26 protein-coding genes are annotated in these 24,414 nt (G+C 47.4%); 19 read left to right on the top strand and 7 right to left on the bottom strand.

What is annotated here, in order from left to right:
- Positions 1-50 precede the first annotated feature (50 nt).
- From ispF to rpoS, 6 genes are all read left to right on the top strand, one after another.
- Positions 51-530: a 2-C-methyl-D-erythritol 2,4-cyclodiphosphate synthase gene (ispF, locus tag OGX86_RS19795; RefSeq protein ID WP_003034167.1), complete on the top strand. Its 480-nt coding sequence runs from the start codon at positions 51-53 to the stop codon at positions 528-530.
- Positions 527-1,576 carry a tRNA pseudouridine(13) synthase TruD gene (truD, locus tag OGX86_RS19790; protein WP_048215656.1) on the top strand — a complete coding sequence of 350 codons (1,050 nt, stop codon included), beginning with the start codon at positions 527-529 and terminating at the stop codon, positions 1,574-1,576. The genes ispF and truD overlap by 4 nt, the downstream gene beginning before the upstream one ends.
- Positions 1,557-2,318, top strand: a complete 762-nt coding sequence (gene surE, locus OGX86_RS19785) for a 5'/3'-nucleotidase SurE (RefSeq protein WP_003825728.1) — start codon at positions 1,557-1,559, stop codon at positions 2,316-2,318. Before truD ends, surE begins: the two co-directional genes overlap by 20 nt.
- Positions 2,312-2,938: a protein-L-isoaspartate(D-aspartate) O-methyltransferase gene (locus OGX86_RS19780; RefSeq protein WP_286640502.1), complete on the top strand. Its 627-nt coding sequence runs from the start codon at positions 2,312-2,314 to the stop codon at positions 2,936-2,938. Before surE ends, OGX86_RS19780 begins: the two co-directional genes overlap by 7 nt.
- Positions 2,939-3,122: 184 nt before the next feature.
- Positions 3,123-4,205 carry a murein hydrolase activator NlpD gene (nlpD, locus tag OGX86_RS19775; RefSeq protein ID WP_223849051.1) on the top strand — a complete coding sequence of 361 codons (1,083 nt, stop codon included), beginning with the start codon at positions 3,123-3,125 and terminating at the stop codon, positions 4,203-4,205.
- 62 nt (positions 4,206-4,267) lie between these two features.
- The gene (gene rpoS, locus OGX86_RS19770) at positions 4,268-5,260 is read left to right on the top strand and encodes an RNA polymerase sigma factor RpoS (RefSeq protein ID WP_000081498.1); all 993 of its coding nucleotides are present in this window, start codon (positions 4,268-4,270) and stop codon (positions 5,258-5,260) included.
- 142 nt (positions 5,261-5,402) lie between these two features.
- On the opposite strand, the gene OGX86_RS19765 is transcribed toward rpoS, so the two are convergent.
- The gene (locus OGX86_RS19765) at positions 5,403-5,807 is read right to left on the bottom strand and encodes a MarR family winged helix-turn-helix transcriptional regulator (protein WP_020996296.1); all 405 of its coding nucleotides are present in this window, start codon (positions 5,805-5,807) and stop codon (positions 5,403-5,405) included.
- Between the two features lie 160 nt (positions 5,808-5,967).
- Between OGX86_RS19765 and OGX86_RS19760 the strand changes: the two genes are divergently transcribed.
- The 3 genes from OGX86_RS19760 to OGX86_RS19750 are packed head-to-tail and all read left to right on the top strand — an operon-like array spanning position 5,968 to position 8,235.
- Positions 5,968-6,561 carry a non-oxidative hydroxyarylic acid decarboxylases subunit B gene (locus tag OGX86_RS19760; protein WP_048225317.1) on the top strand — a complete coding sequence of 198 codons (594 nt, stop codon included), beginning with the start codon at positions 5,968-5,970 and terminating at the stop codon, positions 6,559-6,561.
- On the top strand, positions 6,561-7,988 hold the full coding sequence (locus OGX86_RS19755) for a non-oxidative hydroxyarylic acid decarboxylases subunit C (protein ID WP_048215658.1): 1,428 nt from the start codon (positions 6,561-6,563) through the stop codon (positions 7,986-7,988). Before OGX86_RS19760 ends, OGX86_RS19755 begins: the two co-directional genes overlap by 1 nt.
- A gap of 10 nt (positions 7,989-7,998) precedes the next feature.
- Positions 7,999-8,235 carry a non-oxidative hydroxyarylic acid decarboxylases subunit D gene (locus tag OGX86_RS19750; protein WP_032944812.1) on the top strand — a complete coding sequence of 79 codons (237 nt, stop codon included), beginning with the start codon at positions 7,999-8,001 and terminating at the stop codon, positions 8,233-8,235.
- A gap of 92 nt (positions 8,236-8,327) precedes the next feature.
- Here the strand turns inward: OGX86_RS19750 and mutS are convergent, their stop codons facing one another.
- A complete protein-coding gene (gene mutS / locus OGX86_RS19745; protein ID WP_286640500.1) occupies positions 8,328-10,889 on the bottom strand; it encodes a DNA mismatch repair protein MutS in 2,562 nt (853 codons plus the stop codon).
- A 217-nt stretch (positions 10,890-11,106) separates the two neighbouring features.
- On the opposite strand from mutS, the gene OGX86_RS19740 reads away from it, so the two are divergent.
- The 3 genes from OGX86_RS19740 (at position 11,107) to OGX86_RS19730 (ending at position 14,620) form a co-directional block, all read left to right on the top strand.
- Positions 11,107-12,384 carry a tyrosine-type recombinase/integrase gene (locus OGX86_RS19740; protein WP_286640498.1) on the top strand — a complete coding sequence of 426 codons (1,278 nt, stop codon included), beginning with the start codon at positions 11,107-11,109 and terminating at the stop codon, positions 12,382-12,384.
- A gap of 76 nt (positions 12,385-12,460) precedes the next feature.
- Positions 12,461-13,663, top strand: a complete 1,203-nt coding sequence (locus tag OGX86_RS19735; RefSeq protein ID WP_286640496.1) for a DUF262 domain-containing protein — start codon at positions 12,461-12,463, stop codon at positions 13,661-13,663.
- A gap of 12 nt (positions 13,664-13,675) precedes the next feature.
- Entirely contained in the window at positions 13,676-14,620 is a 945-nt protein-coding gene (locus OGX86_RS19730) for a HEPN domain-containing protein (protein ID WP_286640494.1), read from the top strand.
- 712 nt (positions 14,621-15,332) lie between these two features.
- Here the strand turns inward: OGX86_RS19730 and OGX86_RS19725 are convergent.
- The 3 genes from OGX86_RS19725 to OGX86_RS19715 are packed head-to-tail and all read right to left on the bottom strand — an operon-like array spanning position 15,333 to position 16,600.
- Positions 15,333-15,668: a hypothetical protein gene (locus tag OGX86_RS19725; protein WP_286640493.1), complete on the bottom strand. Its 336-nt coding sequence runs from the start codon at positions 15,666-15,668 to the stop codon at positions 15,333-15,335.
- Between the two features lie 30 nt (positions 15,669-15,698).
- Positions 15,699-16,058, bottom strand: coding sequence for an acyl-CoA dehydrogenase (locus tag OGX86_RS19720; protein ID WP_286640491.1), 360 nt, complete (start codon positions 16,056-16,058; stop codon positions 15,699-15,701).
- A gap of 14 nt (positions 16,059-16,072) precedes the next feature.
- On the bottom strand, positions 16,073-16,600 hold the full coding sequence (locus OGX86_RS19715) for a hypothetical protein (RefSeq protein WP_286640487.1): 528 nt from the start codon (positions 16,598-16,600) through the stop codon (positions 16,073-16,075).
- 190 nt (positions 16,601-16,790) lie between these two features.
- Here OGX86_RS19715 and OGX86_RS19710 point away from each other — a divergent pair, with 190 nt between their 5' ends.
- The 5 genes from OGX86_RS19710 to OGX86_RS19690 all read left to right on the top strand — a co-directional run bounded on the left by OGX86_RS19710 (position 16,791) and on the right by OGX86_RS19690 (position 19,837).
- Positions 16,791-17,165: a helix-turn-helix domain-containing protein gene (locus tag OGX86_RS19710; protein WP_286640727.1), complete on the top strand. Its 375-nt coding sequence runs from the start codon at positions 16,791-16,793 to the stop codon at positions 17,163-17,165.
- Between the two features lie 268 nt (positions 17,166-17,433).
- A complete protein-coding gene (locus tag OGX86_RS19705; protein WP_286640485.1) occupies positions 17,434-17,826 on the top strand; it encodes a DUF2787 family protein in 393 nt (130 codons plus the stop codon).
- Positions 17,827-17,945: 119 nt separating this feature from the next.
- Positions 17,946-18,407, top strand: coding sequence for a hypothetical protein (locus OGX86_RS19700; protein WP_353655323.1), 462 nt, complete (start codon positions 17,946-17,948; stop codon positions 18,405-18,407).
- Position 18,408: 1 nt separating this feature from the next.
- The gene (gene radC, locus OGX86_RS19695) at positions 18,409-18,861 is read left to right on the top strand and encodes a RadC family protein (protein WP_286640482.1); all 453 of its coding nucleotides are present in this window, start codon (positions 18,409-18,411) and stop codon (positions 18,859-18,861) included.
- A gap of 46 nt (positions 18,862-18,907) precedes the next feature.
- On the top strand, positions 18,908-19,837 hold the full coding sequence (locus OGX86_RS19690; protein WP_286640480.1) for a tyrosine-type recombinase/integrase: 930 nt from the start codon (positions 18,908-18,910) through the stop codon (positions 19,835-19,837).
- Positions 19,838-19,938: 101 nt separating this feature from the next.
- On the opposite strand, the gene OGX86_RS19685 is transcribed toward OGX86_RS19690, so the two are convergent.
- Positions 19,939-21,228 carry an HNH endonuclease gene (locus OGX86_RS19685; protein ID WP_286640479.1) on the bottom strand — a complete coding sequence of 430 codons (1,290 nt, stop codon included), beginning with the start codon at positions 21,226-21,228 and terminating at the stop codon, positions 19,939-19,941.
- 238 nt (positions 21,229-21,466) lie between these two features.
- Positions 21,467-21,967, bottom strand: a complete 501-nt coding sequence (locus OGX86_RS19680) for a hypothetical protein (RefSeq protein ID WP_286640478.1) — start codon at positions 21,965-21,967, stop codon at positions 21,467-21,469.
- Between the two features lie 263 nt (positions 21,968-22,230).
- On the opposite strand from OGX86_RS19680, the gene OGX86_RS19675 reads away from it, so the two are divergent.
- Both OGX86_RS19675 and OGX86_RS19670 read left to right on the top strand, forming a co-directional pair.
- Positions 22,231-22,416: a helix-turn-helix transcriptional regulator gene (locus tag OGX86_RS19675; RefSeq protein ID WP_032160635.1), complete on the top strand. Its 186-nt coding sequence runs from the start codon at positions 22,231-22,233 to the stop codon at positions 22,414-22,416.
- Between the two features lie 179 nt (positions 22,417-22,595).
- Positions 22,596-23,819, top strand: coding sequence for a hypothetical protein (locus OGX86_RS19670; protein ID WP_286640477.1), 1,224 nt, complete (start codon positions 22,596-22,598; stop codon positions 23,817-23,819).
- Positions 23,820-24,414 lie beyond the last annotated feature (595 nt).

Below are 24,414 nucleotides of genomic sequence, written 5' to 3'. Positions count from 1 at the left end.
TCATTCTTCAGGCTGCCTGGAGGATGTTGTGTATATCAGGAGAAGGCATAATGCGAATTGGACACGGTTTCGACGTACACGCTTTTGGCGGAGTTGGCCCAATTATCATTGGTGGTGTGCGCATCCCGTATGAAAAAGGATTGCTGGCGCATTCTGATGGCGACGTGGCGTTACACGCGTTAACCGATGCACTGCTGGGCGCGGCTGCGCTGGGGGATATCGGTAAACTCTTCCCGGACACCGACCCGGCCTTTAAAGGTGCAGATAGTCGTGAATTATTGCGTGAAGCCTGGCGGCGTATTCAGGCCAAAGGCTATACGCTTGGTAATGTGGATGTGACGATTATTGCTCAGGCGCCGAAGATGCTGCCGCACATTCCGCAAATGCGCGTGTTTATTGCCGAAGATCTCGGCTGCCATATGGATGATGTTAACGTGAAAGCGACCACCACGGAAAAACTCGGTTTTACCGGGCGTGGGGAAGGGATTGCCTGTGAAGCGGTGGCGTTACTCATTAAGGCAACAAAATGACTGCGTTTGAAGATCTGACGTATCTCCACGGCAAACCACAAGGCCATGGCGTTCTGAAAGCGAATCCGGAAGACTTTGTCGTCGTCGAAGATTTAGGCTTCGAACCGGATGGCGAAGGTGAGCACATTTTGGTGCGTATCCTGAAAAACGGCTGTAATACCCGTTTTGTGGCTGACGCGCTGGCGAAGTTCCTGAAAATTCACGCCCGTGAAGTGAGCTTTGCTGGCCAGAAAGACAAGCATGCAGTCACGGAACAGTGGCTGTGCGCGCGCGTGCCGGGCAATGCAATGCCTGATTTAAGCAAATTTGAACTCGAAGGCTGTAAAGTGCTGGAGTACGCGCGCCACAAGCGTAAGCTGCGTTTAGGGGCGCTGAAAGGTAACGAATTTACGCTGGTGCTGCGTGAAGTGAGCCAGCGAAATGACGTTGAAGCGCGTTTGCAGGCGATTAGCGAGCGCGGCGTACCGAACTATTTTGGCGCTCAGCGTTTTGGTATTGGCGGCAGCAACCTGCAAGGGGCGCTGCGTTGGGCGCAAAGCGATGCGCCGGTGCGCGATCGAAATAAGCGCAGTTTTTGGTTGTCGGCGGCCCGTAGTGCGTTGTTTAATCAGATAGTCAGTGAACGCTTGAAAAAAACAGACTTTAATCAAGTTGTTGACGGCGATGCGCTACAATTGTCGGGACGCGGAAGTTGGTTTGTCGCCACGCAGGAAGAACAGACCGAATTACAGCGTCGCGTCGATGATAAAGAATTGATGATTACAGCAGCATTACCGGGCAGCGGTGAGTGGGGAACTCAGCGCGACGCACTGGCGTTTGAAGAAGCCGCTATTGCTGATGAAACCGCGCTGCAGTCGCTGTTGTTGCGCGAGAAAGTCGACGCATCGCGTCGTGCTATGTTGCTGTATCCACAACAATTAAGCTGGAACTGGTGGGATGACGTAACCGTTGAGTTACGTTTCTGGCTACCGGCAGGTAGCTTCGCCACCAGTGTTGTAAGGGAACTTATTAACACAATGGGTGATTATGCGTATATTGCTGAGTAACGATGATGGGGTCCACGCACCCGGTATACAAACGCTGGCGAAAGCGCTGCGTGAGTTTGCTGACGTACAGGTGGTTGCCCCGGATCGTAACCGCAGTGGCGCGTCTAACTCGCTGACGCTGGAATCCTCACTTCGCACGTTCACCTATGATAACGGTGATATCGCCGTACAAATGGGTACACCTACCGATTGCGTCTATCTGGGCGTGAACGCATTAATGCGTCCGCGTCCGGACATTGTCGTGTCTGGTATTAACGCAGGTCCTAATCTGGGCGATGATGTTATCTATTCCGGTACCGTTGCGGCGGCGATGGAAGGTCGTCACCTGGGCTTTCCTGCGCTGGCGGTCTCACTTGATGGGCATAAACACTACGATACTGCTGCCGCAGTAACCTGCCGTATCTTACGGGCGCTGAGTCGCGAACCGCTGCGCACCGGGCGCATTTTGAATATCAACGTGCCGGATTTACCGCTGGATCAGATTAAAGGTATCCGCGTTACTCGCTGCGGTAGTCGCCATCCTGCGGATCAGGTGATACCACAGCAGGACCCGCGCGGTAATACGCTGTACTGGATCGGGCCGCCGGGCGAAAAGTGCGACGCCGGACCGGATACAGATTTTGCCGCCGTCGATGAAGGCTATGTTTCCATTACGCCGCTGCATGTCGATTTAACCGCATATGGTGCGCATGAAGTTGTTTCTGACTGGTTAGACAGCGTGGGAGCCGACACGCAATGGTAAGCGGACGCGTACACACTCTTCTTGAACAATTACGTGCGCAGGGCATCAGAGATGAGCTTGTTCTCGATGCACTTGCCGCCGTGCCGCGTGAAAAATTCATTGATGAGGCGTTTGAACATAAGGCCTGGGACAATATTGCTCTGCCGATTGGTCAGGGGCAGACGATTTCGCAGCCCTATATGGTTGCGCGGATGACCGAGCTGCTTGAGTTAACGCCGCAGTCCCGGGTGCTGGAAATTGGTACCGGCTCTGGCTACCAAACGGCGATTCTGGCACACCTGGTGCACCATGTGTGCTCTGTTGAGCGCATTAAAGGTTTGCAGTGGCAGGCGCGTCGTCGACTTAAACAGCTTGATTTACATAATGTTTCTACCCGTCATGGTGATGGATGGCAGGGCTGGCAAGCGCGAGCCCCGTTTGACGCTATCATTGTTACGGCAGCGCCGCCTGAGATTCCAACTGCGCTAATGATGCAGTTGGATGAAGGCGGTATTCTCGTCTTACCCGTGGGCGACGAGCACCAGTTTCTGAAACGGGTGCGTCGTCGGGGAGGCGAATTTATTATCGATACCGTGGAGGCCGTACGTTTCGTTCCCTTAGTAAAAGGGGAGCTTGCGTAGATACTGGCTCTGAATACCTGGAGTTTTCCTGGATATTCTGGAATTAGTAAGCGTATCGTGGTCACGTTTCCAGTGCCCAGTCCGATGCCTTGCACGGTGATTACGTCACTGGTTTTAACCAAATTTTCCTGGGGGATAAATGAGCGCGGGAAGCCACAAATTTACCGTTCGCCGCATTGCGGCATTGTCACTGGTTTCATTATGGCTGGCAGGTTGTTCAAATACCTCGAATCCACCTGCACCGGTCAGTTCCGTTGATGGCGGTGCATCAACGAACACCAATTCCGGCATGCTGATTACGCCTCCACCAAAAATGGGCTCGACGTCGACAGTACAGCAAACGCCACAGATCCAGCCGGTGCAGCGTCCGACCACACAGTCAACACAGATCCAGCCTGTTGCGGAACAGCCTGTGCAGATGGAAAACGGTCGTATTGTGTACAACCGTAAGTATGGGAACATTCCGAAAGGTAGCTATACGGGCGGCAGTACCTATACTGTTAAGAAAGGCGATACCCTTTTCTATATCGCCTGGATTACCGGGAACGATTTCCGTGATCTCGCACAACGCAATAACGTTCCGGCCCCGTATGGCCTGAATGTCGGTCAAACTCTGCAAGTGGGCAACGCGTCGGGTACACCGATTACTGGTGGGAATGCCATCACCCAGGCGGATGCAGCACAGCAAGGAGTTGTGACCAACCCTGCACAAAATTCCACCGTTGCTGTTGCTTCGAAACCAACAATTACGTATTCTGAGGATTCAGGTGAACAAAGTGCTAATAAAATGTTGCCGAACAACAAGCCTGCTGGGACCGTTGTCACAGCGCCTGTAACGGCTCCAGCAGTTAGCGCAACCGAATCAACTGCAAGCTCAACGTCAACCAGCTCGCCAATCTCTACCTGGCGCTGGCCGACTGACGGCAAAGTAATCGAAAACTTCGCGGCTACTGAAGGTGGCAATAAAGGGATCGATATTGCAGGCAGTAAAGGACAGGCTATTGTCGCGACCGCAGATGGACGCGTCGTATATGCCGGTAACGCACTGCGCGGTTACGGTAATCTTATTATCATCAAACACAACGATGATTACCTGAGTGCCTACGCCCATAACGATACAATGCTGGTCCGGGAACAACAAGAAATCAAGGCGGGGCAGAAAATAGCTACCATGGGTAGCACCGGAACCAGTTCAACACGCTTGCATTTTGAAATTCGTTACAAGGGGAAATCCGTAAACCCGCTGCGCTATTTACCGCAGCGATAATTCGGCGGAACCAGGCTTTCACGTGCTAGTTCCGTTAGGGATCACGGGTAGGAGCCACCTTTATGAGTCAGAATACGCTGAAAGTTCATGATTTAAATGAAGATGCGGAATTTGATGAGAACGGAGTAGAGGCTTTTGATGAAAAAGCCTTGAGTGAAGAGGAACCCAGTGATAACGACCTGGCTGAAGAAGAGCTGTTATCGCAGGGTGCCACACAGCGTGTGTTGGACGCGACTCAGCTTTACCTTGGTGAGATTGGTTATTCACCACTGTTAACAGCCGAAGAAGAAGTTTATTTTGCGCGTCGCGCACTGCGTGGGGATGTCGCATCCCGCCGTCGCATGATTGAAAGTAACCTGCGTCTGGTGGTGAAAATTGCTCGTCGTTATGGCAATCGTGGTCTGGCATTGCTGGACCTGATTGAAGAGGGCAATCTGGGACTGATCCGTGCAGTCGAGAAGTTTGACCCGGAACGCGGGTTCCGCTTCTCAACATACGCAACCTGGTGGATCCGCCAGACGATCGAACGGGCGATTATGAACCAAACCCGTACGATCCGACTGCCGATTCATATTGTAAAAGAGCTGAACGTCTATCTGCGTACCGCGCGTGAGTTGTCGCATAAACTGGACCACGAACCGAGCGCAGAAGAGATTGCTGAACAACTGGATAAACCGGTTGATGACGTCAGCCGTATGCTCCGACTCAACGAGCGTATTACCTCGGTAGACACCCCGCTGGGTGGCGATTCAGAAAAAGCGTTGCTGGATATTCTGGCCGATGAAAAAGAAAACGGCCCGGAAGACACCACGCAAGACGATGATATGAAACAGAGCATCGTTAAATGGCTGTTCGAACTGAACGCCAAACAGCGTGAAGTGCTGGCACGTCGTTTTGGTCTGCTGGGGTACGAAGCTGCGACACTGGAAGATGTGGGCCGTGAAATTGGTCTCACCCGTGAACGTGTTCGCCAGATTCAGGTTGAAGGTCTGCGTCGTCTGCGTGAAATCCTGCAGACTCAGGGACTGAATATCGAAGCGTTATTCCGCGAGTAAGCACAAGTTCTATCAAGAAAGGCCAGTCTCATTGGGACTGGCCTTTTTCTATGTTTGTTGCCTGATGGCACTGCGTTTATCAGGCCTACGGGGAGCTGGACTTTGTAGGCCGGATAAGACATTTATGTCGCCATCCGGCAGATTAGTTCATCATCTTACGCACCAGACGTGTGAACTGCTCACGTTCTTCATCAGATAATCGTCCCAGAAACTCATCATCCACGCTATCGCCTAACGGAGTTGCGCTGGCCAGTAATGCTTCTCCTTGCGCGGTCAAATAAACAAACCGTCGACGCTTATCTGCCGGGTCATGTTCACGCCTGACCAGCTCCCGTTTTTCCATTCGGCTCAGCATTTCCGCAAGGGTTGCCTTGGTACAGACTGCGGCTTCGGTCAGGTCAACCTGCTCAATGCCGGGACGTTCAGCAATGGCGCGCATTACCGCATACTGTGGTTTGGTCAGGTCCGGTAATTCATGTTGCCAGCGGGATGTATGCTGCTGGAAGAGCTGACGTAAAAGGTGAAATGCTTTATTTCGTAACGGCATGAGCGCTCCGGAATTCCTGTCAGTCTCTATCATAGCGGGTTACGCATCTTTTTTTAACAATTGCGGCTTTAGCGATCTGTGCGCGATGGCCTTGCCCGAAATGTTATGTGAGAGTATTTTAATCAAAACGTTCGTGTACGAACAAAAATTGAGAGGCTAAATGAGACTGATTGTCGGAATGACCGGGGCAACCGGCGCTCCCCTTGGTGTGTCGCTATTGCAGGTGCTGCGAGAAATGCCCGAGGTGGAAACCCATCTGGTGCTGTCAAAGTGGGCCAAAACCACTATTGAACTGGAAACGCCGTACAGCGTCCGCGATGTGTCTGCGTTGGCCGATTTTTGCCACAACCCGGCGGACCAGGCGGCGACCATCTCCTCTGGATCGTTTCGCACTGACGGCATGATCATTATCCCCTGCAGTATGAAAACCCTGGCCGGTATTCGTGCAGGCTACGCGGAAGGGCTGGTGGGGCGCGCTGCCGATGTGGTGCTGAAAGAAGGGCGCAAGCTGGTGCTGGTTCCGCGTGAAATGCCGCTTAGCACTATTCATCTGGAAAACATGCTCGCGCTTTCCCGCATGGGCGTGGCGATGGTCCCGCCCATGCCCGCGTATTACAACCACCCGCAAACGGTCGATGACATCACTCAGCATATCGTTGCGCGTGTGCTCGATCAGTTTGGTCTGGAACACCCCAACGCCCGTCGCTGGCAGGGTTTACGGCAGGCGCAGAATTTTTCACAGGAGAATGAATAATGGCATTTGATGATTTGCGCAGCTTTTTACAAGCGCTGGACGACCAGGGACAATTGCTGAAAATCAGTGAAGAAGTTAACGCCGAGCCGGATCTGGCTGCGGCAGCCAATGCGACCGGACGCATTGGTGACGGTGCGCCAGCGCTGTGGTTTGACAATATTCGTGGTTTTACCGACGCCCGTGTGGCGATGAACACTATTGGTTCGTGGCAGAATCACGCCATCTCTTTAGGCCTGCCGCCAAATACCCCAGTGAAAAAACAGATTGATGAGTTTATTCGCCGTTGGGATAAATTTCCGGTTACGCCGGAGCGTCGCGCCAATCCGGCGTGGGCTGAAAACTGTGTTGATGGTGATGAGATCAACCTGTTTGATATTCTGCCGCTGTTTCGCCTGAACGATGGCGACGGCGGTTTCTATCTTGATAAAGCCTGCGTGGTGTCGCGCGATCCGCTGGATCCGGACAACTTTGGCAAACAGAACGTCGGCATTTATCGTATGGAAGTGAAGGGTAAACGCAAGCTTGGCCTGCAGCCGGTGCCGATGCACGATATCGCGCTGCACCTGCATAAAGCCGAAGAGCGTGGTGAAGATCTGCCGATTGCCATCACGCTGGGTAACGATCCGATCATCACCCTGATGGGGGCCACGCCGCTGAAGTACGATCAGTCGGAATACGAAATGGCGGGAGCACTGCGTGAAAGCCCGTATCCGATCGCTACCGCGCCGCTCACCGGCTTTGACGTGCCATGGGGTTCAGAAGTGATCCTCGAAGGGGTCATTGAAGGTCGTAAGCGTGAAATCGAAGGGCCGTTTGGCGAGTTTACCGGGCACTATTCCGGTGGACGTAATATGACGGTCGTGCGTATCGATAAAGTCTCTTATCGCACCAAACCTATTTTTGAATCGCTGTATCTGGGGATGCCGTGGACGGAGATTGACTACCTGATGGGGCCGGCAACCTGCGTACCGCTTTATCAACAGTTGAAAGCCGAATTCCCGGAAGTGCAGGCGGTGAATGCCATGTATACCCACGGTTTGCTGGCGATTATCTCCACCAAAAAACGCTACGGCGGCTTTGCCCGCGCGGTGGGGCTGCGCGCAATGACGACGCCGCATGGCCTGGGTTACGTGAAAATGGTGATTATGGTTGATGAGGATGTAGATCCGTTCAACCTGCCGCAGGTGATGTGGGCGCTGTCTTCGAAGGTCAATCCGGCGGGCGATCTGGTGCAATTGCCGAATATGTCGGTGCTGGAGCTTGATCCGGGTTCCAGTCCGGCGGGGATTACCGACAAGTTAATTATTGATGCGACCACGCCGGTTGCGCCGGATAACCGTGGGCACTACAGCCAGCCGGTATGTGATTTACCGGAAACGAAAGCCTGGGCAGAAAAACTGACCGCCATGCTGGCCAACCGTAAATAAGGAGTAGCAGATGATTTGTCCACGTTGTGCCGATGAACATATTGAAGTGATGGCAAACTCGCCGGTAAAAGGTGTCTGGACGGTATATCAGTGCCAGCATTGTCTATACACCTGGCGTGATACTGAGCCGCTACGCCGTACAAGCCGCGAGCACTACCCGCAAGCGTTTCGCATGACGCAGAAGGATATTGATGACGCACCGATGGTGCCAAGTATTCCACCGCTGCTGGCAGAAGATAAGCGCTAATCAACACGCCGGGTGCGGCTTCGCCTTACCCGGCCTAAATACAGCGATATTTTGCAGGCCCGATAAGTGTATCACTATCGGGCATTACGGCGTTACACCAGACTCTTCAACCGGTAGATCCACTCCAGCGCCTGGCGAGGCGTTAGCGAATCCGGGTCGAGATTTTCCAGTGCTTCAACAGCGGGCGACGTTTCTTCCGGAGCTGTCAGGAGCGACATCTGTGTGCCGTCGACCTGGGTCGCAGCAACATTCGGCGCGATGCTTTCCAGTTCGCGCAGTTTTTGCCGCGCGCGTTTAATAACCTCTTTTGGTACACCTGCCAGGGCAGCTACCGCCAGACCATAGCTCTTGCTCGCCGCACCATCTTGTACGCTGTGCATGAAGGCGATGGTATCGCCGTGCTCTAACGCATCAAGATGCACATTTGCTACGCCTTCCATTTTCTCCGGTAACTGAGTCAGTTCGAAGTAGTGGGTGGCAAACAACGTTAATGCTTTGATTTTATTGGCCAGATTTTCCGCGCACGCCCACGCCAGCGACAGGCCGTCGTAGGTGGAGGTGCCGCGTCCAATCTCATCCATCAGCACCAGGCTGTTCTCAGTGGCGTTATGCAGAATGTTGGCGGTTTCAGTCATTTCTACCATGAAGGTGGAACGACCGGAGGCCAGATCATCCGCCGCGCCCACGCGGGTAAAGATGCGGTCGATAGGCCCGATCTCCACTTTCTGCGCCGGAACGTAGCTGCCGATGTAGGCCAGCAGCGCAATTAACGCAGTCTGGCGCATATAGGTACTTTTACCCCCCATGTTCGGGCCGGTGATGATCAGCATCCGTCGCTGAGGCGAGAGGTTAAGTGGGTTGGCGATAAACGGCTCGGTCAGCACCTGTTCAACCACCGGATGACGTCCCTCGGTAATACGAATACCAGGCTTGTCGGTGAAGGTCGGGCAGGTGTAATTCAGGGTATAAGCACGTTCTGCGAGGTTGACCAGTACGTCCAGTTCTGCCAGCGCGCTGGCGCTTTGTTGCAAATCAGCCAGGTGCGGCAGCAGCATGTCGAACAGCTCATCGTACAGCTGTTTTTCCAGCGCCAGCGCTTTGCCTTTTGATGTCAGAACTTTGTCTTCGTACTCTTTCAGCTCCGGAATAATGTAGCGTTCGGCATTTTTCAGGGTCTGGCGACGCACATAGTTAATCGGCGCCAGATGACTTTGCCCGCGACTGATCTGAATGTAGTAGCCATGGACGGCGTTAAACCCAACTTTCAGCGTATCCAGACCGGTGCGCTCGCGCTCACGAATTTCCAGTCTGTCCAGATAGTCAGTTGCGCCATCAGCCAGCGCTCGCCACTCGTCCAGTTCTTCATTATAGCCGGGGGCGATGACGCCACCATCGCGAACCAGCACAGGTGGAGCTTCCACTACGGCACGTTCCAGCAGTTCACGCAGGTCAGCAAACTCACCCATTTTCTCGCGCAGCATCTGCACGGGGGCACTGTCTACGCTTTCCAGTTGTGCGCGCAGTTCTGGTAATTGCTGGAAGGCATGACGCATACGGGCCAGATCGCGCGGGCGCGCGGTACGCAGGGCCAGACGAGCAAGGATACGTTCCAGATCGCCGACCTGACGCAGCACGGGTTGCAATTCACCGGTGGAATCCTGTAGCGCGCCGATGGTCTGTTGGCGCTCAGTGAGGACTTTGGTGTCACGGACCGGCATATGCAGCCAGCGTTTGAGCATACGGCTGCCCATCGGCGTCACGGTGCAGTCGAGTACTGAAGCCAGCGTGTTTTCAACACCGCCCGCCAGGTTCTGGGTAATTTCCAGATTGCGGCGCGTGGCGGCATCCATAATGATGCTGTCCTGCTGACGTTCCATGGTGATGGAACGAATATGCGGCAGCGAGGTACGCTGGGTATCTTTTACGTATTGCAGCAGGCAGCCAGCCGCGCATAATCCACGCGGGGCGTTTTCCACGCCAAAACCAATCAGATCCCGTGTGCCAAACTGCAGGTTTAGCTGCTGGCGAGCGGTATCGATTTCAAATTCCCATAGTGGACGACGACGTAATCCGCGACGTCCCTCAATCAGTGAAGTTTCAGCGAAATCTTCGGCATACAGCAGTTCAGCTGGATTGGTGCGCTGCAATTCTGCGGCCATGGTCTCGCGGTCGGCGGGTTCGCTAACACGAAAACGCCCGGAGCTGATATCCAGCGTGGCGTAACCATAACCTTTACTGTCCTGCCAGATAGCGGCCAGCAGGTTGTCCTGGCGTTCCTGTAACAGCGCTTCATCACTGATGGTGCCTGGCGTGACGATACGCACCACTTTGCGCTCGACCGGACCTTTGCTGGTCGCCGGATCACCAATCTGCTCACAAATAGCGACGGACTCCCCCTGGTTGACCAGCTTGGCGAGGTAGTTTTCTACCGCATGGTGAGGAATGCCCGCCATCGGGATTGGCTCGCCCGCAGACGCGCCGCGTTTGGTCAGGGAGATATCAAGCAACTGAGACGCACGTTTCGCATCGTCATAAAACAGTTCGTAAAAGTCGCCCATGCGGTAAAACAACAGTATCTCCGGATGCTGGGCTTTCAGCTTGAGATACTGCTGCATCATTGGGGTGTGTAAGTCTAAATTTTCTATTGTACTCATCGGCTTGTGATGTCCATTCTCTTAATTTTTAATGAGTTAGTGTTTTTTATGATTATCATTAGGTTTCACGTTGTCTCATCGGATATCATGGAATCCTACATTTAAATGTAGGTTAAAGTGTAGCTTGCCAACCTATAGCCTGGTAAAATATGGGCACATACAGCGCAACCTACATTTATGTTCATGACTGCATAAGGTGCATGATAACGGAGTCTTTATGGCAGGAAAACAAGAGGGAAAGCCACTTTCGTTTAAAGCGGTAGAAATGATGAAGCCAGGCGATAAAGATAAGGCTGATGTAGGCGAAAATCGAGGCTTACGTGTCTCCTGTGGTGCAACTGGGGTTAAGTCTTTTTTCTACCGTTACACAAGTCCTCTGACTGGCAAGCTTGCTCAGGTTAAAATTGGTAACTTCCCGCAGACTTCTCTCGCCGCTGCACGTCTTAAACTCCACGAATTAAAGCTCCTCCGACAGGAAGGTCGGTGCCCAGCATCAGAACTTAAACAAGATAAGCTCCAGCGTGCAATTGAAGCTGAACAGGCTAAGATCCCTGAATTGACCGTACGGGGATTGGTTGAATTGTATCTTACCGAGCGTATTGAGGATCGTAAAACGAAGGACGGAAAGATCATAGCCGGTGCCAGAAAACCGAAAGGGCAGGCCGAAGTCCGTCGTACTCTTTATGGTGATGCCGTCAAAAGTCTGGGAACACGAAATGCTGCTGAGATTACGCGCCAGGATATCATTGATTTAATCAATGGCATTGTAGCCCGAGGGGCAACCGTACAGGCCGGTAATGTTCTGAGGGAACTTTCACTCGCTTATGAGTTTGCAATTGGCCTTGGGCGCTTTGATGACAGTTTTGCGAATCCAGCGTTGTTAGCAAAATCCAGTTTACGACAGACCAGAATCAAGCTCACAAATGGACGTGGAACACGAGTACTGAGCGAGGATGAACTTGCAAAATTTCTTAAATGGCTTCCAGGTTCGGCTTATACGCCAACGATCAAAAACGTGTTACGTCTGACTCTCTGGACCGGGTGTCGTACCGGTGAGGTCTGTAACATGGCGTGGAGTGATGTTGATCTGGAAAAGGGGACGATATACCTGCGTGAGACTAAAACAGGTGTTGAACGTTACGTTCAGCTATCTACGCAAGCCATAGATTTCCTAAGTGTACTTCGTCTCAATTCGGATAAGTATTTATTTCCGTCTACACGAACAAGACTTCCAATCCAGCAAAAATATCTGACAGAGAGTGCGTGGCGCTTACGTGAATCCGGCCAGATGTTAGATATACCGAGTTGGACTCCGCACGATTTACGGCGTACTGTTCGTACCGGGTTGTCGCGGCTTCAATGCCCTAACGAAGTGGCAGAGGCGATTCTGGGACATACAAAAGGTGGTATGGAAGGGATTTATAACCTATACAAGTATGATTCAGAGTGCAAAAGATGGTTACAGGTCTGGGCAAACTATCTTGAAACCGTATAATCAATGATTACCTTAGTGGGATAAATGATATTCTAAATGGAATGATTCTAAGTCAGTTAGAACTTATGGGGGATTTATGAGTAGATTTGACGATACGGATAATGCATATAATGAAGAAATTCTTCAAAATAATGAAGAAGAAGTGCTTAGCACTGCCTCTGAGAACGACGTTAGCCAATTGGTCGTTTACTCACGCGATTGGACGGTTCAAACGATAGTCCAACAAATAGATGAAGGTAATGTTGATCTTAATCCAGATTTTCAACGTAGAAATGTTTGGGACAATCAAAAACGCTCAAGATTGATCGAGTCATTAATGATTGGATATCCTGTTCCAGAAATTGTATTGGCAGAAGTTATAGGCGAGAAAAAGAAGTACGTTGTGATTGATGGTAAACAACGTTTATTGGCTATATATGGATTTAGTAAGGTTGATCCTGAAATTTGGGATGGGCTTCCAAAATTAAAAAATCAAACTATTTTGGGACATAATAACGGTTTGACCTTTGATGATTTTACAGTCGAAGAAAAACGTCGCTTTCTAAATGCAGATGTTAGATGTACTTTACTTTCAGGTTATAAAAATTATGCAACACTTTATGATATTTTTTATAGATTGAATACCGGTTCATCGCCTCTAACTATGCAAGAATTGAGAAATTCAATTTATAAAGGTGAGTTTTCTAGGTTAATTATTAAGCATACTGATGAAGAGATACCCCTTCGAAATATTTTAAATATCAAGGTTGCGGATAAAAGATTTAAAGATGCAGAGTTACTCTTAAAATATCTATATTTAGAGTTTTCACAAGATAAGTATGGTGGTGCCTTAAGAAGAGAACTGGATCTTTTTACCAATTATATGAATCTTAATTGGGATAAATACTCGGTGGATTTAATTAATGGATGCACGATTTTTGATAATGCTTGTGCTATTTTATTGAATATTTTTAGTTTCGCAGATGCAGACGGCTCAGTTGCTAAGAAATGGTTAACTGAAAAAGGAGCATGGGAGTCGCGTTTCAATCGGTCTTTATTTGAAGTTCAGGTTCATTATGCTTCAAGATTGTTAGAGAATGGTATCAATATTGATAAGTCATTTTCTGATGATTTTATTGAAGGTGTGAAAGATGCTTTCAAAAATGAAAGATTTGTCAGTGCAGTTGAATCCACAACAGCAGGCGTGATACAACACAATGACCGATTTAATATATTCTTTGACTGTCTCAATAGTCGATTAAAGACAAATTATTCAGTGCCATTTAGTGTAAATATTTGACGGGGAGGAATTATGTCCTACCAGGTACATATAGACTCATTAACACAAATGGCTAATGATCTGTCAAAAACAAAAGACGATTTAGAGCGAAAGTTTCTTGCACCTTATTTTAACGACCCATTAGTGGAACCTGAAACTTTTAAATTAGATGTTAAGTCATATTGTGTCCTACTGCATGCCGCTATTGAAGATTTTATCGAAGGAGTTGTTTTAAGTGTCTATAAAGCATCACATGATTTGTTTTTAGAAGATGGTGTTATAACAATTCCATTTATGTATTCATTACATTTGTCCGGGGTTCTTGAAAGAAGATTATCTGAGATCGCAGATGATGATGTTGAAATATCAAAAGGTGAGGTGCTTTATCCAGTATCACCCATAGAGTATTTTTTGAATTCCAATTATACTTGTGAGCCTTTTATTCATTCAATGTTAACTTCAAACCATGGTATATCACGTAAGTACATAAAAAAAATAGTTATGGTATTAGGCATACATGTTGATTTTAGTGATGTTATGTATTCAGATTGGAAATCAATTGCAGAATATCGTGGTGCCTATGCTCATTCAGATATATCATATATAGATAAAACAAAAGCCAAAAAACCTCTTTCTCCAGAAAAATGCCGAGATGCTGGGGATTCGGCTATTTCTTTCTCATATAAATTAGTCGAGTGGGCTAAAGAATCCTTAATGAAAGAGTATAAAAACTCAGTTAGTTCGCTTATTATCAAAAATAATGAGAAAAAAGAAGCTCGAGTCAAAAATGAAAAATTAAAAGAAGAGGAAGAAAAAAATAATAATAAGAAGAAAGAAGAAGAAAAGGAGAAGAGGGAACATGAAAAAGAAAAAGCACGGTTAATTAATATAGAAAGAACCAAAAAGCTGGATGTTTTGTTGGAATGGGCCCAGAAGAAACATCCAGAAGTATATCATGATATATTTGGAGAGACTTGAATCATAGCTATGGATGTGTATTAGCTCAGCTCAGACCAGACCTGACAGTTACCTATTTTTTAAAGGTGACTGTCAGATTAAACTGGCTTTAATTTTTCTGAGCACAAATGCGTTTTTCATCAAGTAACATTTCCGTTTACACCTAACTACAGCACATTCTCCATTGATGGACAAGCTGATTATTATAGTGAGTCAGCCATTCATTCAGATCCGATTGCAATATCTTAAGAATGCGATATGATTTTTTGCTTAACGTAGCGTAATAAAACGCGTTCAGTATCGTTTTATTAAAATGTATCGCAGATTCCTCTAGTTTTTGAGGAGGTCGGCTTCATTTTTGTGCGTTTGGTGTTATTTATCGCCAAATAAAGATGATAATCATTTCACTCTTTTACCGCCGTACTCTTTACGGTTTGAAAGGTTAGACGTGCGGCGATTACGAATTATCAGCGTATATATGCTATCATCATCAGCCAGTTTGCTATATCGATTAAAAGTATTACGTGAAATATCCATTAATTTACAGGTTTAAAATATATTGATGATATATTTAACTAAATTGAAAAAATGGCTTTGTATTTGATAACGGGATTGGTAGTATGAGGCATGAGAGTTACCTAGTGTTTTGCATAAGAATTCAACACCGATATCAAAAAGCGGTAACTCCCAACCTTTTAATTAATAATATTAGAACCGGTTTGACTAATATAAATTATAATCCAGATACGTTTATATAGAACTGGCCTTTACCCTCATCGGTTTTCTGAATCAGGTAGGTGATTGGTAAGGCGTTTTGTAGCTCAGGTTTTGTGAATGTTAAATCAGCGGCACACTGATAAACATCAAGCCCTGATTCATGGCTTATTGTTCTGATATTTTCTACAGAAATACGTACATCCTTATCCAGTGTCATCCCTTCCTCGATAGTCTTTCTTGCAATATCTACGACCAGATTTTTTGCATCATCACTACTACATTTTGGCGTTTTTTCGCCGCAGCCAGCCAGCAAACCAGCAGCAATTAATACCAGAAGTATTGCTCTTTTCATCTATAGTTCCTTCGTAAATTAATGATACTTTTATTTCTTATTAAACAGACCATCCATTGCGCCTGCCGCAGAAGCCCCGCAGTATCCCTCGCAACCACGAGTCATAATGCTGGTCTTACCGTTTTTCAGTTCACTGATAATTGCGACACACTGGCTAGTATTGTCATTCCAGACCCAGCGACGCTTCTGGCTTTCTCCGGCAGCTATTTGCTGTGCTGTACCCTCCATATTACATACGCCAGAACCATCCCCCGTTGAGGCATTAATGCTGAATTCAGCATTGCCCTTTCCCGGATTCAGGGTTAGAACCGCTCCGGGTTTTACGTACTGCGCTGCTGCGACAGGTAGCGTTATGGTTGCCATCAATAAGGCCAACAGTTTTCTGTTCATTAATTAATTCTCTGTTAAATGATACGGATGTTTTTGGTGATTTTCCCCAGTGCCAGCGGCCTGCGTTTTTCCACAAAGAAATAGACCACATTGAAAGCTGATTTACGGTGATTCCCTCGACCGAGAGAGGGCCAGTTACGGAAGGATTCAATCTGTTCTTCTGAGTAGGGCGTGTCAGAGAAGTCAAACAGCACAAGCAAGGCTTTGCCGTCGTGCTTCATCAATTTCTTTACTTCTGTACTGTTGATGGTGGCGGAGACATTGGAACGTGCCGCAGTTGGTTTACGTACTGCAAACTCAACGGCTACATCATCAATGACAAAATCAATGTAACCGTATCCGGATACAGTTCCTGGCAGCTTGCTTTTGACTTCCGGTGAGACATTATCGGCAAACCAACCCAGCAAATAGCAACGTACCAGAGGCAGTAATTCCCGCTCGCTACATTCGTTCAAACGCAGGGTTTTGACAAATTCTCGCCGGTAAAGAGAGCTGAAAAAGTACTCAAAGCAATCCGTTATCTCAGTAATGGTGGTTGCCACAATGTTCTCCTTTTTGCCCACCTTTGATCTGCTGCTCAACTGAGTGGGCTTCCAATCCAGTTGAGTTGATCGGTTGCAGCTATTTTTGTCTATAAATGACGTAATGATTAATTTTATGTCCATTAGTGATGTTCATGCAAGAGTAAAAAAGCCCCAGAATCCCTCTTATGGACGTTCTGGAGATAAAATGATGGTTAAACTGATGGCAGATTCAGCTGATAAGCTGGTAGGGCAGCGTATTCAGACCAGACGTAAAGAAGCAGGGCTAACTGCTGCCGATCTTGCAGAGACTATCGATATCTCTCAACAACAACTTTCCCGCTATGAACGCGGAACGAATAAGATCAATATTGCTCATTTAGTCAAAATTGCTGTTGCTTTAAAAACTCCAATAAGCTGGTTCTTTATTGATTGTATGGAGGATTTAAATGTTTCTGATATCCCGATTAACTATGCTACTGGGTTTGACGTTGAATTAAAACAACGTCTCGAGCAAGTCTGGAATAAGCTAGATAACCCTAAAAGGAAAAGCTTAATTATGTTTTTGGATGAGTTTATAAAATAACAACTAAATTATTTCTAAGCGAAACCATTTGCATTGAAAGAATACCCCTGGTAAAATAACATTGCTGGATAGTGTCATATTGTCCAGTAGTTGATACACACTGATTGCCAACTTAGCATTTCATTTTATTATCCCATCCTGATGGGAGGACGTCTATCGTCTAAACAGTCAGTATGGGCAATGATCAATTATTGGTTTGTATCATCAATTCAAATGCATATTTACCGGAATAAAAACGATGAGAGTTATCCATCAGGAAGGGCTAGCTATGCCCGTCGAACAGGAATTAATAAATATCATATTAAATGAAGTGGTAAATCCACCGCCACATAAAGCCAGAATTACAGCCGTCAGTCTGTTATTTAAAGACTTGAGTTACAGCGCTGAAAATGGCGGTTACCATCCTGTCGAAATACGGATTATTTCACGCAATGATGAATGGTATTTCGATTACATTACCGACTTCAGTTATATGGGAGTGGTTTACCCCGAACTGGAAAAGGAAATTGATTTTAGCTGGAGTCAGCAATATATCTTTCTGGCTCATGTTGGTGACCTGCCTGTTAACGCCGGAAGGGAGTTATTTGAACTCTGGCAATCCAACTTTATTCAGTATCACGCCATGAACATCTACACCATTACCGTTCTCTGGGAAAGCTAATCCCCCTGTACTAACCATCACTAATTTATGAGGAATTAACTGTGACGACTGACAGAGGGATACGTGCGTCTCAACAGGGCGAACTGGACTGTCTTTGCGGTGCTTATTGCGTGGTTAACATGCTGAGCTGGCTGTTTGACGGCAGGGTGAAACGACGCCCGTTAATGAACCGGCTTATTCAGACTTATCAGCAGCGCTGGCCTTTGCATGAATGGCTGACTGAAGGGATTGAAGAAGACCGCTTAGACTGGCTGATAGCTCAGGTGTTGCAGAAAGGGCATTACAGCCGCCAGTTCCCGGTGCAAATCACCAGACCCTTTGCCGGGAAGCGGGGGTTAACAGACGGGCGGCTTTTCAGGGAAATGCAGCGGTTTCTGGACGTCACTGACTACTCCCACCTGATTATGCTCAGCGACCAGTTTCACTGGTCTCTTCTGGTCAAAATGGATGAGGAAACGCTCTGTTTCTTCGACAGCAACGGGCGAACCACCATGCCCCGTAAAGCTTTCTCCCTGCGTACTGGCGTAACCCGCCGCCAGCTGTTTCCAGACGCCATTTACTTCATTGAACGGGAGTTCTGACATGACCATTTTTACCCAGCGTGAAACCCGTATCCTTGACCAGGCGCGTGACATCATCAGCCGGTATTATCAGCGTGGGGTTCAGCTCTGCTCCCCTGATGATGTTCGACGGTGCGTAATGGTTGAGCTGGCACCGCTTGAACATGAAGAGTTTGGCATCATCCTGCTCGATAATCAGAATCAGCTGCTGCACCGCGAAATCCTGTTCAGGGGTACGTTAAACTCGGTCAGCGTTCACCCCCGCGAAGTTATCAAACGTGTGCTGAAACATAACGCCGCCGCCGTCATCCTTGTCCATAATCACCCCAGCGGCGAGCCTGAGCCCAGCCGTTGCGATATCAGGTTGACTAAAAAGCTTCAGGAACTGCTCGAAATGCTGGATGTACGGTTGCTTGATCACTTTATCGTGGCAGGGGCTGAAACGGTGTCGATGGCTGAACGGGGGCTGGTGTGATGCTGAAAGTTACCTGGTTTAATGTACGTTATTGCGGGTTAAACGTATGAGAAGGGCCGCGTTACGTCAGGTCGTTTCGGTGGTGCAAACTACCGTGTTCGATGCGTATATCAACGGCCTTGCTCCCTCAGGGCGGCGGGGTATCACCAGCCTGTTAAACCGTAGTGCTGGCATACTTAAACATGGTGCAGATGCAGCAGACTATCCGTGGGAGCAACTTAACTACGCCGCCGTCGCTAAAGTGCGTGCGGCACTGCTGGATGACGGTTACGCCGTGTCATCGGTGAACATGGCGTTATCAGCACTGCGGGGCGTGGCGCAGACGGCCTTTAACCTCAATTGTATGAATGCCGAAATGCTGGCACGTATCCGGTCAGTTAAGCGCGTGAGCGGCGATATCCAGCGCAAGGGAAGGGCTCTAGACAAACAGGAAATCCGGGCTCTGATTCAGGCTGCAAAACAACACCAACACGCATCGCGCCGCTGTCGTGATACCGCCATTGTGCTGACGCTGTGCGGAACAGGGCTGCGGGCCGGGGAAATGGTTAAAATTGAGCGTCGGGACTATGACAATGGCATTCTGACAGTGAGGCAAGGGAAGGGGCGTAAATACCGTGAAATTCACGTAGCCAATGTGGTAGACAAAGCCATCCGTGCATGGCTAAAGGTCAGTGCAGATGAGGATGACAGTGCGTTGTTCAGGAGAGTTCAGCGCAACGGGAAGACCGCCATTCAGCCGCTGACAACAACCGGATTAACGGGTATCCTGGCGGAGTTACAGCATACGTCAGGCATAGCGCGATTTACTCCGCATGACATGCGGCGTACCTTCATCACCCGTTTGCTGGAGCAGGGCGTGGATATCAATACTGTGCGCCAACTGGCAGGCCACAGCGACATATCCACGACTACACGCTATGACTGTCGTGGTGAGAGCATGAAAATCAGCGCCAGCAAACGCATCAAGTGTTTTTAACAATTAACCTATTTTCTTTACTGATTTCTGCCGTTAGCAATCTTTATTTATAGTGCTAATGCTCCGGGCGCGAGTCGATTGATTTATTTCCTGTCTTGCATTTATGCATCCCCATTCTTATAAACATACTTTCGATGATAAAGCATATAAGATTGCTGTAATTTATTCAGTGTCCCAATGTTAACAGGTAATTTTATTTTCCATACAGACAAAACGTTCATGACAATTTCATCGGTAAAAAGTAAGTCGCCGTCGTCATTAAATGAAATCCAACCTTGGTCAAATAATCGATCAAGATGTGGAGACATCCAAAGACCATTGTTTCCATCTAGACATTCATTATGTGTATCGCAATCTCGCCATGGCTTAATGTGGCTTGCCGTCAGAAATCTTGTATCTTGAACCCCAGTGATTCTGCATCTTTTTTCCACTTCAGCAAGTTTTCGACGGTAAATGCCATGTCCTTGGCGCGCGTAGATCATTTGTTCTTTTATCTTTATATTTATTTTCTTATCATTATTAATGGCGTTAACACGTGCCTCCTCTTTCTTGATTATCTGGGGGGCTATATCTATGGCAGATGATTTTTTTTTGATGTGCCATATGTCGTGTAATGGGTCTTGGTAAAAGTCGATTTTCGTGGTTCCCAGTATCTGTTCTTGCTGCTTACGGATAGCCAGTAACCTTCTATCAATCTTCCATAGTTCCATTTTGCGCAAATTTTTTACAGCGACATTATCAAAAGTACTAACAATTTTCAGACGATGAACACCACTAGTAATACGTTCGAAGTCATCAGGAAATAAGAGATATAACAGGATGTGTCGAAATTGCCTGCGTCTACTCTCTGGTGTCTTTTCAAGCCAGTATGCCAGCTCCCATCCATCGTTTAGCACCTTATTTCTTGCTGCTAACGGAAGTGAAAGCAACTTTCCCGTTATCTCAATTAAATAGGATAACTCCCGCCACCGATTAGTATTATAACCAATGCTAGTATTGGCATAGCCAGCCAGAGTTTCATCAGATAGAAGGTTATGCACTTTATTGAAAGGTGAGCCGGACCACTCCCATACCTGAGCAATATTCTCAATTTTTGTTCTTTCTGTGATGTTTATGGATGGTAATAACAGAATCCACATCATTTCTGCGACGAGACAAATAACATCAGGATAATTAACACCAAGTTGGCCTTTTAACTTTTCAAAAAAGTCTTTATTGCTCTCATCTGGATTGTTAACATATAGTTCTAATAAAATGTTTACATTTTTGGTAGTCCACAGTTTTTTCTTACTAAAAATAGATCTATTTTTTAAAAGACACTCATTTTTCCAATGCGCTACTGCACGAAGTAAGGGGGGAAGGTTAAGAACTTCACCAATGTATTGGCTCATAAATGGCTCCTCTAGCAGGCATTCCATGAGAACATACAGCGCGACATTTTGCCAGAAGATTGGAAGCGAAACTCTAAGGAGGGTGACATGGAGGCAATTTTGTAGTGCAAACAAAATGTGACTACCCGAAAGGATGTAATATCGTTACAAGTGACACTAAAGTTATCTTGTGCGCATTCATTTCTCGCCTTTATTACCATTTATCTTGGTGGTGAGCTGCTAGGATGTATACGAAACTTCATTCATTTTGTTTGTTTTCGATTTTTACCAAAAGCCTCAGGACTCTCGCCGGGTTTAGCATCTTTTCTACGTCCTTCTCTGTCCATGCTTTAGGGTCCATTTTTTGGTCTGTCAGGACATCTGCAATAGCGCCAGGCCTGTCAAATCCTCTGTCGATCATGGTCTCCCTGATGGTTTCGTTATCCTTGCCTCTCATTTTCAAACGATGAACATGTTTGAAAACTCGAATCAGCTCCTTAGCTGGATCAGTTCGAGGATTGAATACATAAACAATGTAATGAGCATCAATCAGTGTAGCCAGTACCTCGCTAAAACGCCGACCTGTCCCAGAGATCCTGTCGAGCATATCCTGATGGCCATAGAGCACGCATAGTTCCCGTAATCTTGTTTTGACATCGTCACTCATATTGATTGAGAAAGCACTTCCAATCTCCTCTTCGAGTTTTTCCCGGCTGGCTATAACCCGGATCACGGCATCACTTGTTTTCTGCTTTTTCATTAAGCCCCCAATGTTGTAGTCAACCATCATATGAAAAAGCAACTGTTGCTTCGTGGAAGTATAAAACCTGAACTGATTCGAAAGAGCAACAGTTGCTTCATGAAACGATTAAGCCTGAACTGACTCACAAAAGCAACGGTTGCAATTTTGATTTCTCGACTATGCAACTGTTGCTTTTGGCGTTTTTGACCCAAATAGGGGTGGAAATGATGGTTGTAAAAGCCTGCTCGCATCAGCCGATGCGTAACTTAAACAGGTGCGTTATGACCACAATTCGTATCATCAAAGTCCCGGAAGTTCTTGAACGTTGTGCCATGAGCAGGGCTTCGCTCTACAGAATGCTCCAGCGTAATGAATTCCCCCGGCAGGTCCGCATAGGTATCCGTTCGGTAGGTTTCTACGAACATGAAGTTAATCAGTGGCTGGCTGACCGCCAGCGTGTTCAGTAAGTGCATGAACGTCTAACAGCACGTTATTCACGCACGTATAACCATGAACAGAGAACATATCAGCCAATGCTGACACTGGTTTAACTAATCGATCGATTCACCACAGTTACTACTGATAGCTGATGGGTTGCTGATGCTCTCTGTTCTTCAATCGGGTTAGTCCCTGATACGGAACACCAATGAAAAAGAACAAGTTGCTTAACAAGAAGAATGTTGAATTTAGTCCATCAGATAAGATTTGTGACAGCCTTGAGGGGCATGAGATGAAGTTGCGCATCGACTGGCTTTCAATAGTATCCCGCTTCCACAGTGAGGATGAGAAAGCTGAGTTTGTTCAAAAGTTGCAGTCTTTACTGGGGCGGGAGTGGAAAAACTATGTTGTACGAGAGAAATCGCCCGAAAACGCAAAAGGTACACGTCATCCTTACAACTATGGTCTGTTTATTTCACGTAATGAACCTGATGCACCAATGCTGGCATACATCATGTGGGGACCAAAAGAAACAGGAACTGGCGGGTTCAGTATCCAGTTTCATCCCCAACACATGACGGGAAAACGTATGGATCTGCTACTTAAATGGCTGGGGAATCGCCTTGGCGAAACTTTTGATCACCTGCTGGCGCGGGCATGGGTCACCCGGCTGGATATCGCTCTGGATATCTATGGGTGCAAGTTGAATGATTATCTTTGGGGGTTAAAAAGGTCATCGAAATATAAAGACTACGATAATGATAAAGGGCTGCCGGGGTTATCCCTTGGGGCGTTAGACTCGAAACTGTCGGTGTTAATCTATGGCAAGATTGATGTTGCGCACTTTAAGCGGATTGCATTCCCTGATCGCGCAGGATATGTGAATGAAAAAGGGAGGCGTAAACGGGAGTATTTCCTTGAAATTGACAAGGAAGAATATCCGCAGTTTCTACGTGTTGAAGTGCGTATACAACCTGAGTCTACTGGCCCCGGTAAGCGAGGATGCAAGCAAAAAGCGCTGATGTTGTCGGACCTCTCAAAGCTCGAACATCCCTTTGAGCGTCTGTTGGTGTATAAGCGCAAACTGGAGGGGGAACTAATGAATGCTGCTTTTACTGTCAACCGCCCTAAAACTAATGGGATCAAAGCATGGACAAATACGTTGAGCGATGTTGATTCAAAGGGACGTCTGGCTCGTAAATTCACCAAGCTCCTGTACCTTAATGAGGTAGAGCTGTTTAACAAGCATGACGTCTGGTCTTTTTGGCTGCCTGTTTGCATGGCTAAGTTGGGGCTGGCTATTGGTGGATTAAAGCCAAAGTTTGCTACCAAGGAAGAGATGGCCATCAGCCAGCTTGTTGAAGATACACGCAAACGAAAGCGCAAAACACGGCGTCAAAAACGTCATGAGCAGGAGCATCCAAAACGGTAGTTCAAGCATTGATGGTGGTCTTTTAGGCCGCCATATCGTTGGCTTTTATACTCGGTGAGAAGGTCCCTCATGCGTCTTGTGTCGCTGAATTCTTCCCTCAAAACCGCTCATCGTTGCAGGATTTTGGTGTGACAGACCAGCTAACTACCGCTGCTGTTTAGTGTCAGGTTCGCATCTCGTACAATGGTAGGGGAAAACCGCCGATGGTTTTTCCTGACTCTGACAGTTGCAAGGATCGGCGGTTTTGAGCAAATTAGAGGTTTCAAAAGATCAAATTCCATAATGTGTACATGTGTCTACAGTCGCTATTGAATATTACCGGGGGGAAGTTGTGCCGCTTAATAACCGGTAACGTTTTAAGTATCCGCTAATACCATTCTGACCAAGCTGATATTTAATCGCTATTTACGTCTACAAGGTATATAGACGTATCTATTATGCTCTGTATACACTCTATCTCTATATTACTGTATATATGTCATTACATACTATAGCCATTATCCAGTATCAGCTATCATGAGGCTCCAGTCTCCAATATTATGATCATTATCTAGCATCTGAACCTTGTTGGGTTCACATATGATTTGAGTAATTC

The sequence above is a fragment of the Citrobacter sp. Cpo040 genome (genome assembly GCF_030332915.1).
Classification (GTDB): Bacteria; Pseudomonadota; Gammaproteobacteria; order Enterobacterales; family Enterobacteriaceae; genus Citrobacter; species Citrobacter portucalensis.
This window is presented reverse-complemented; position numbering and strand designations above follow the sequence as displayed.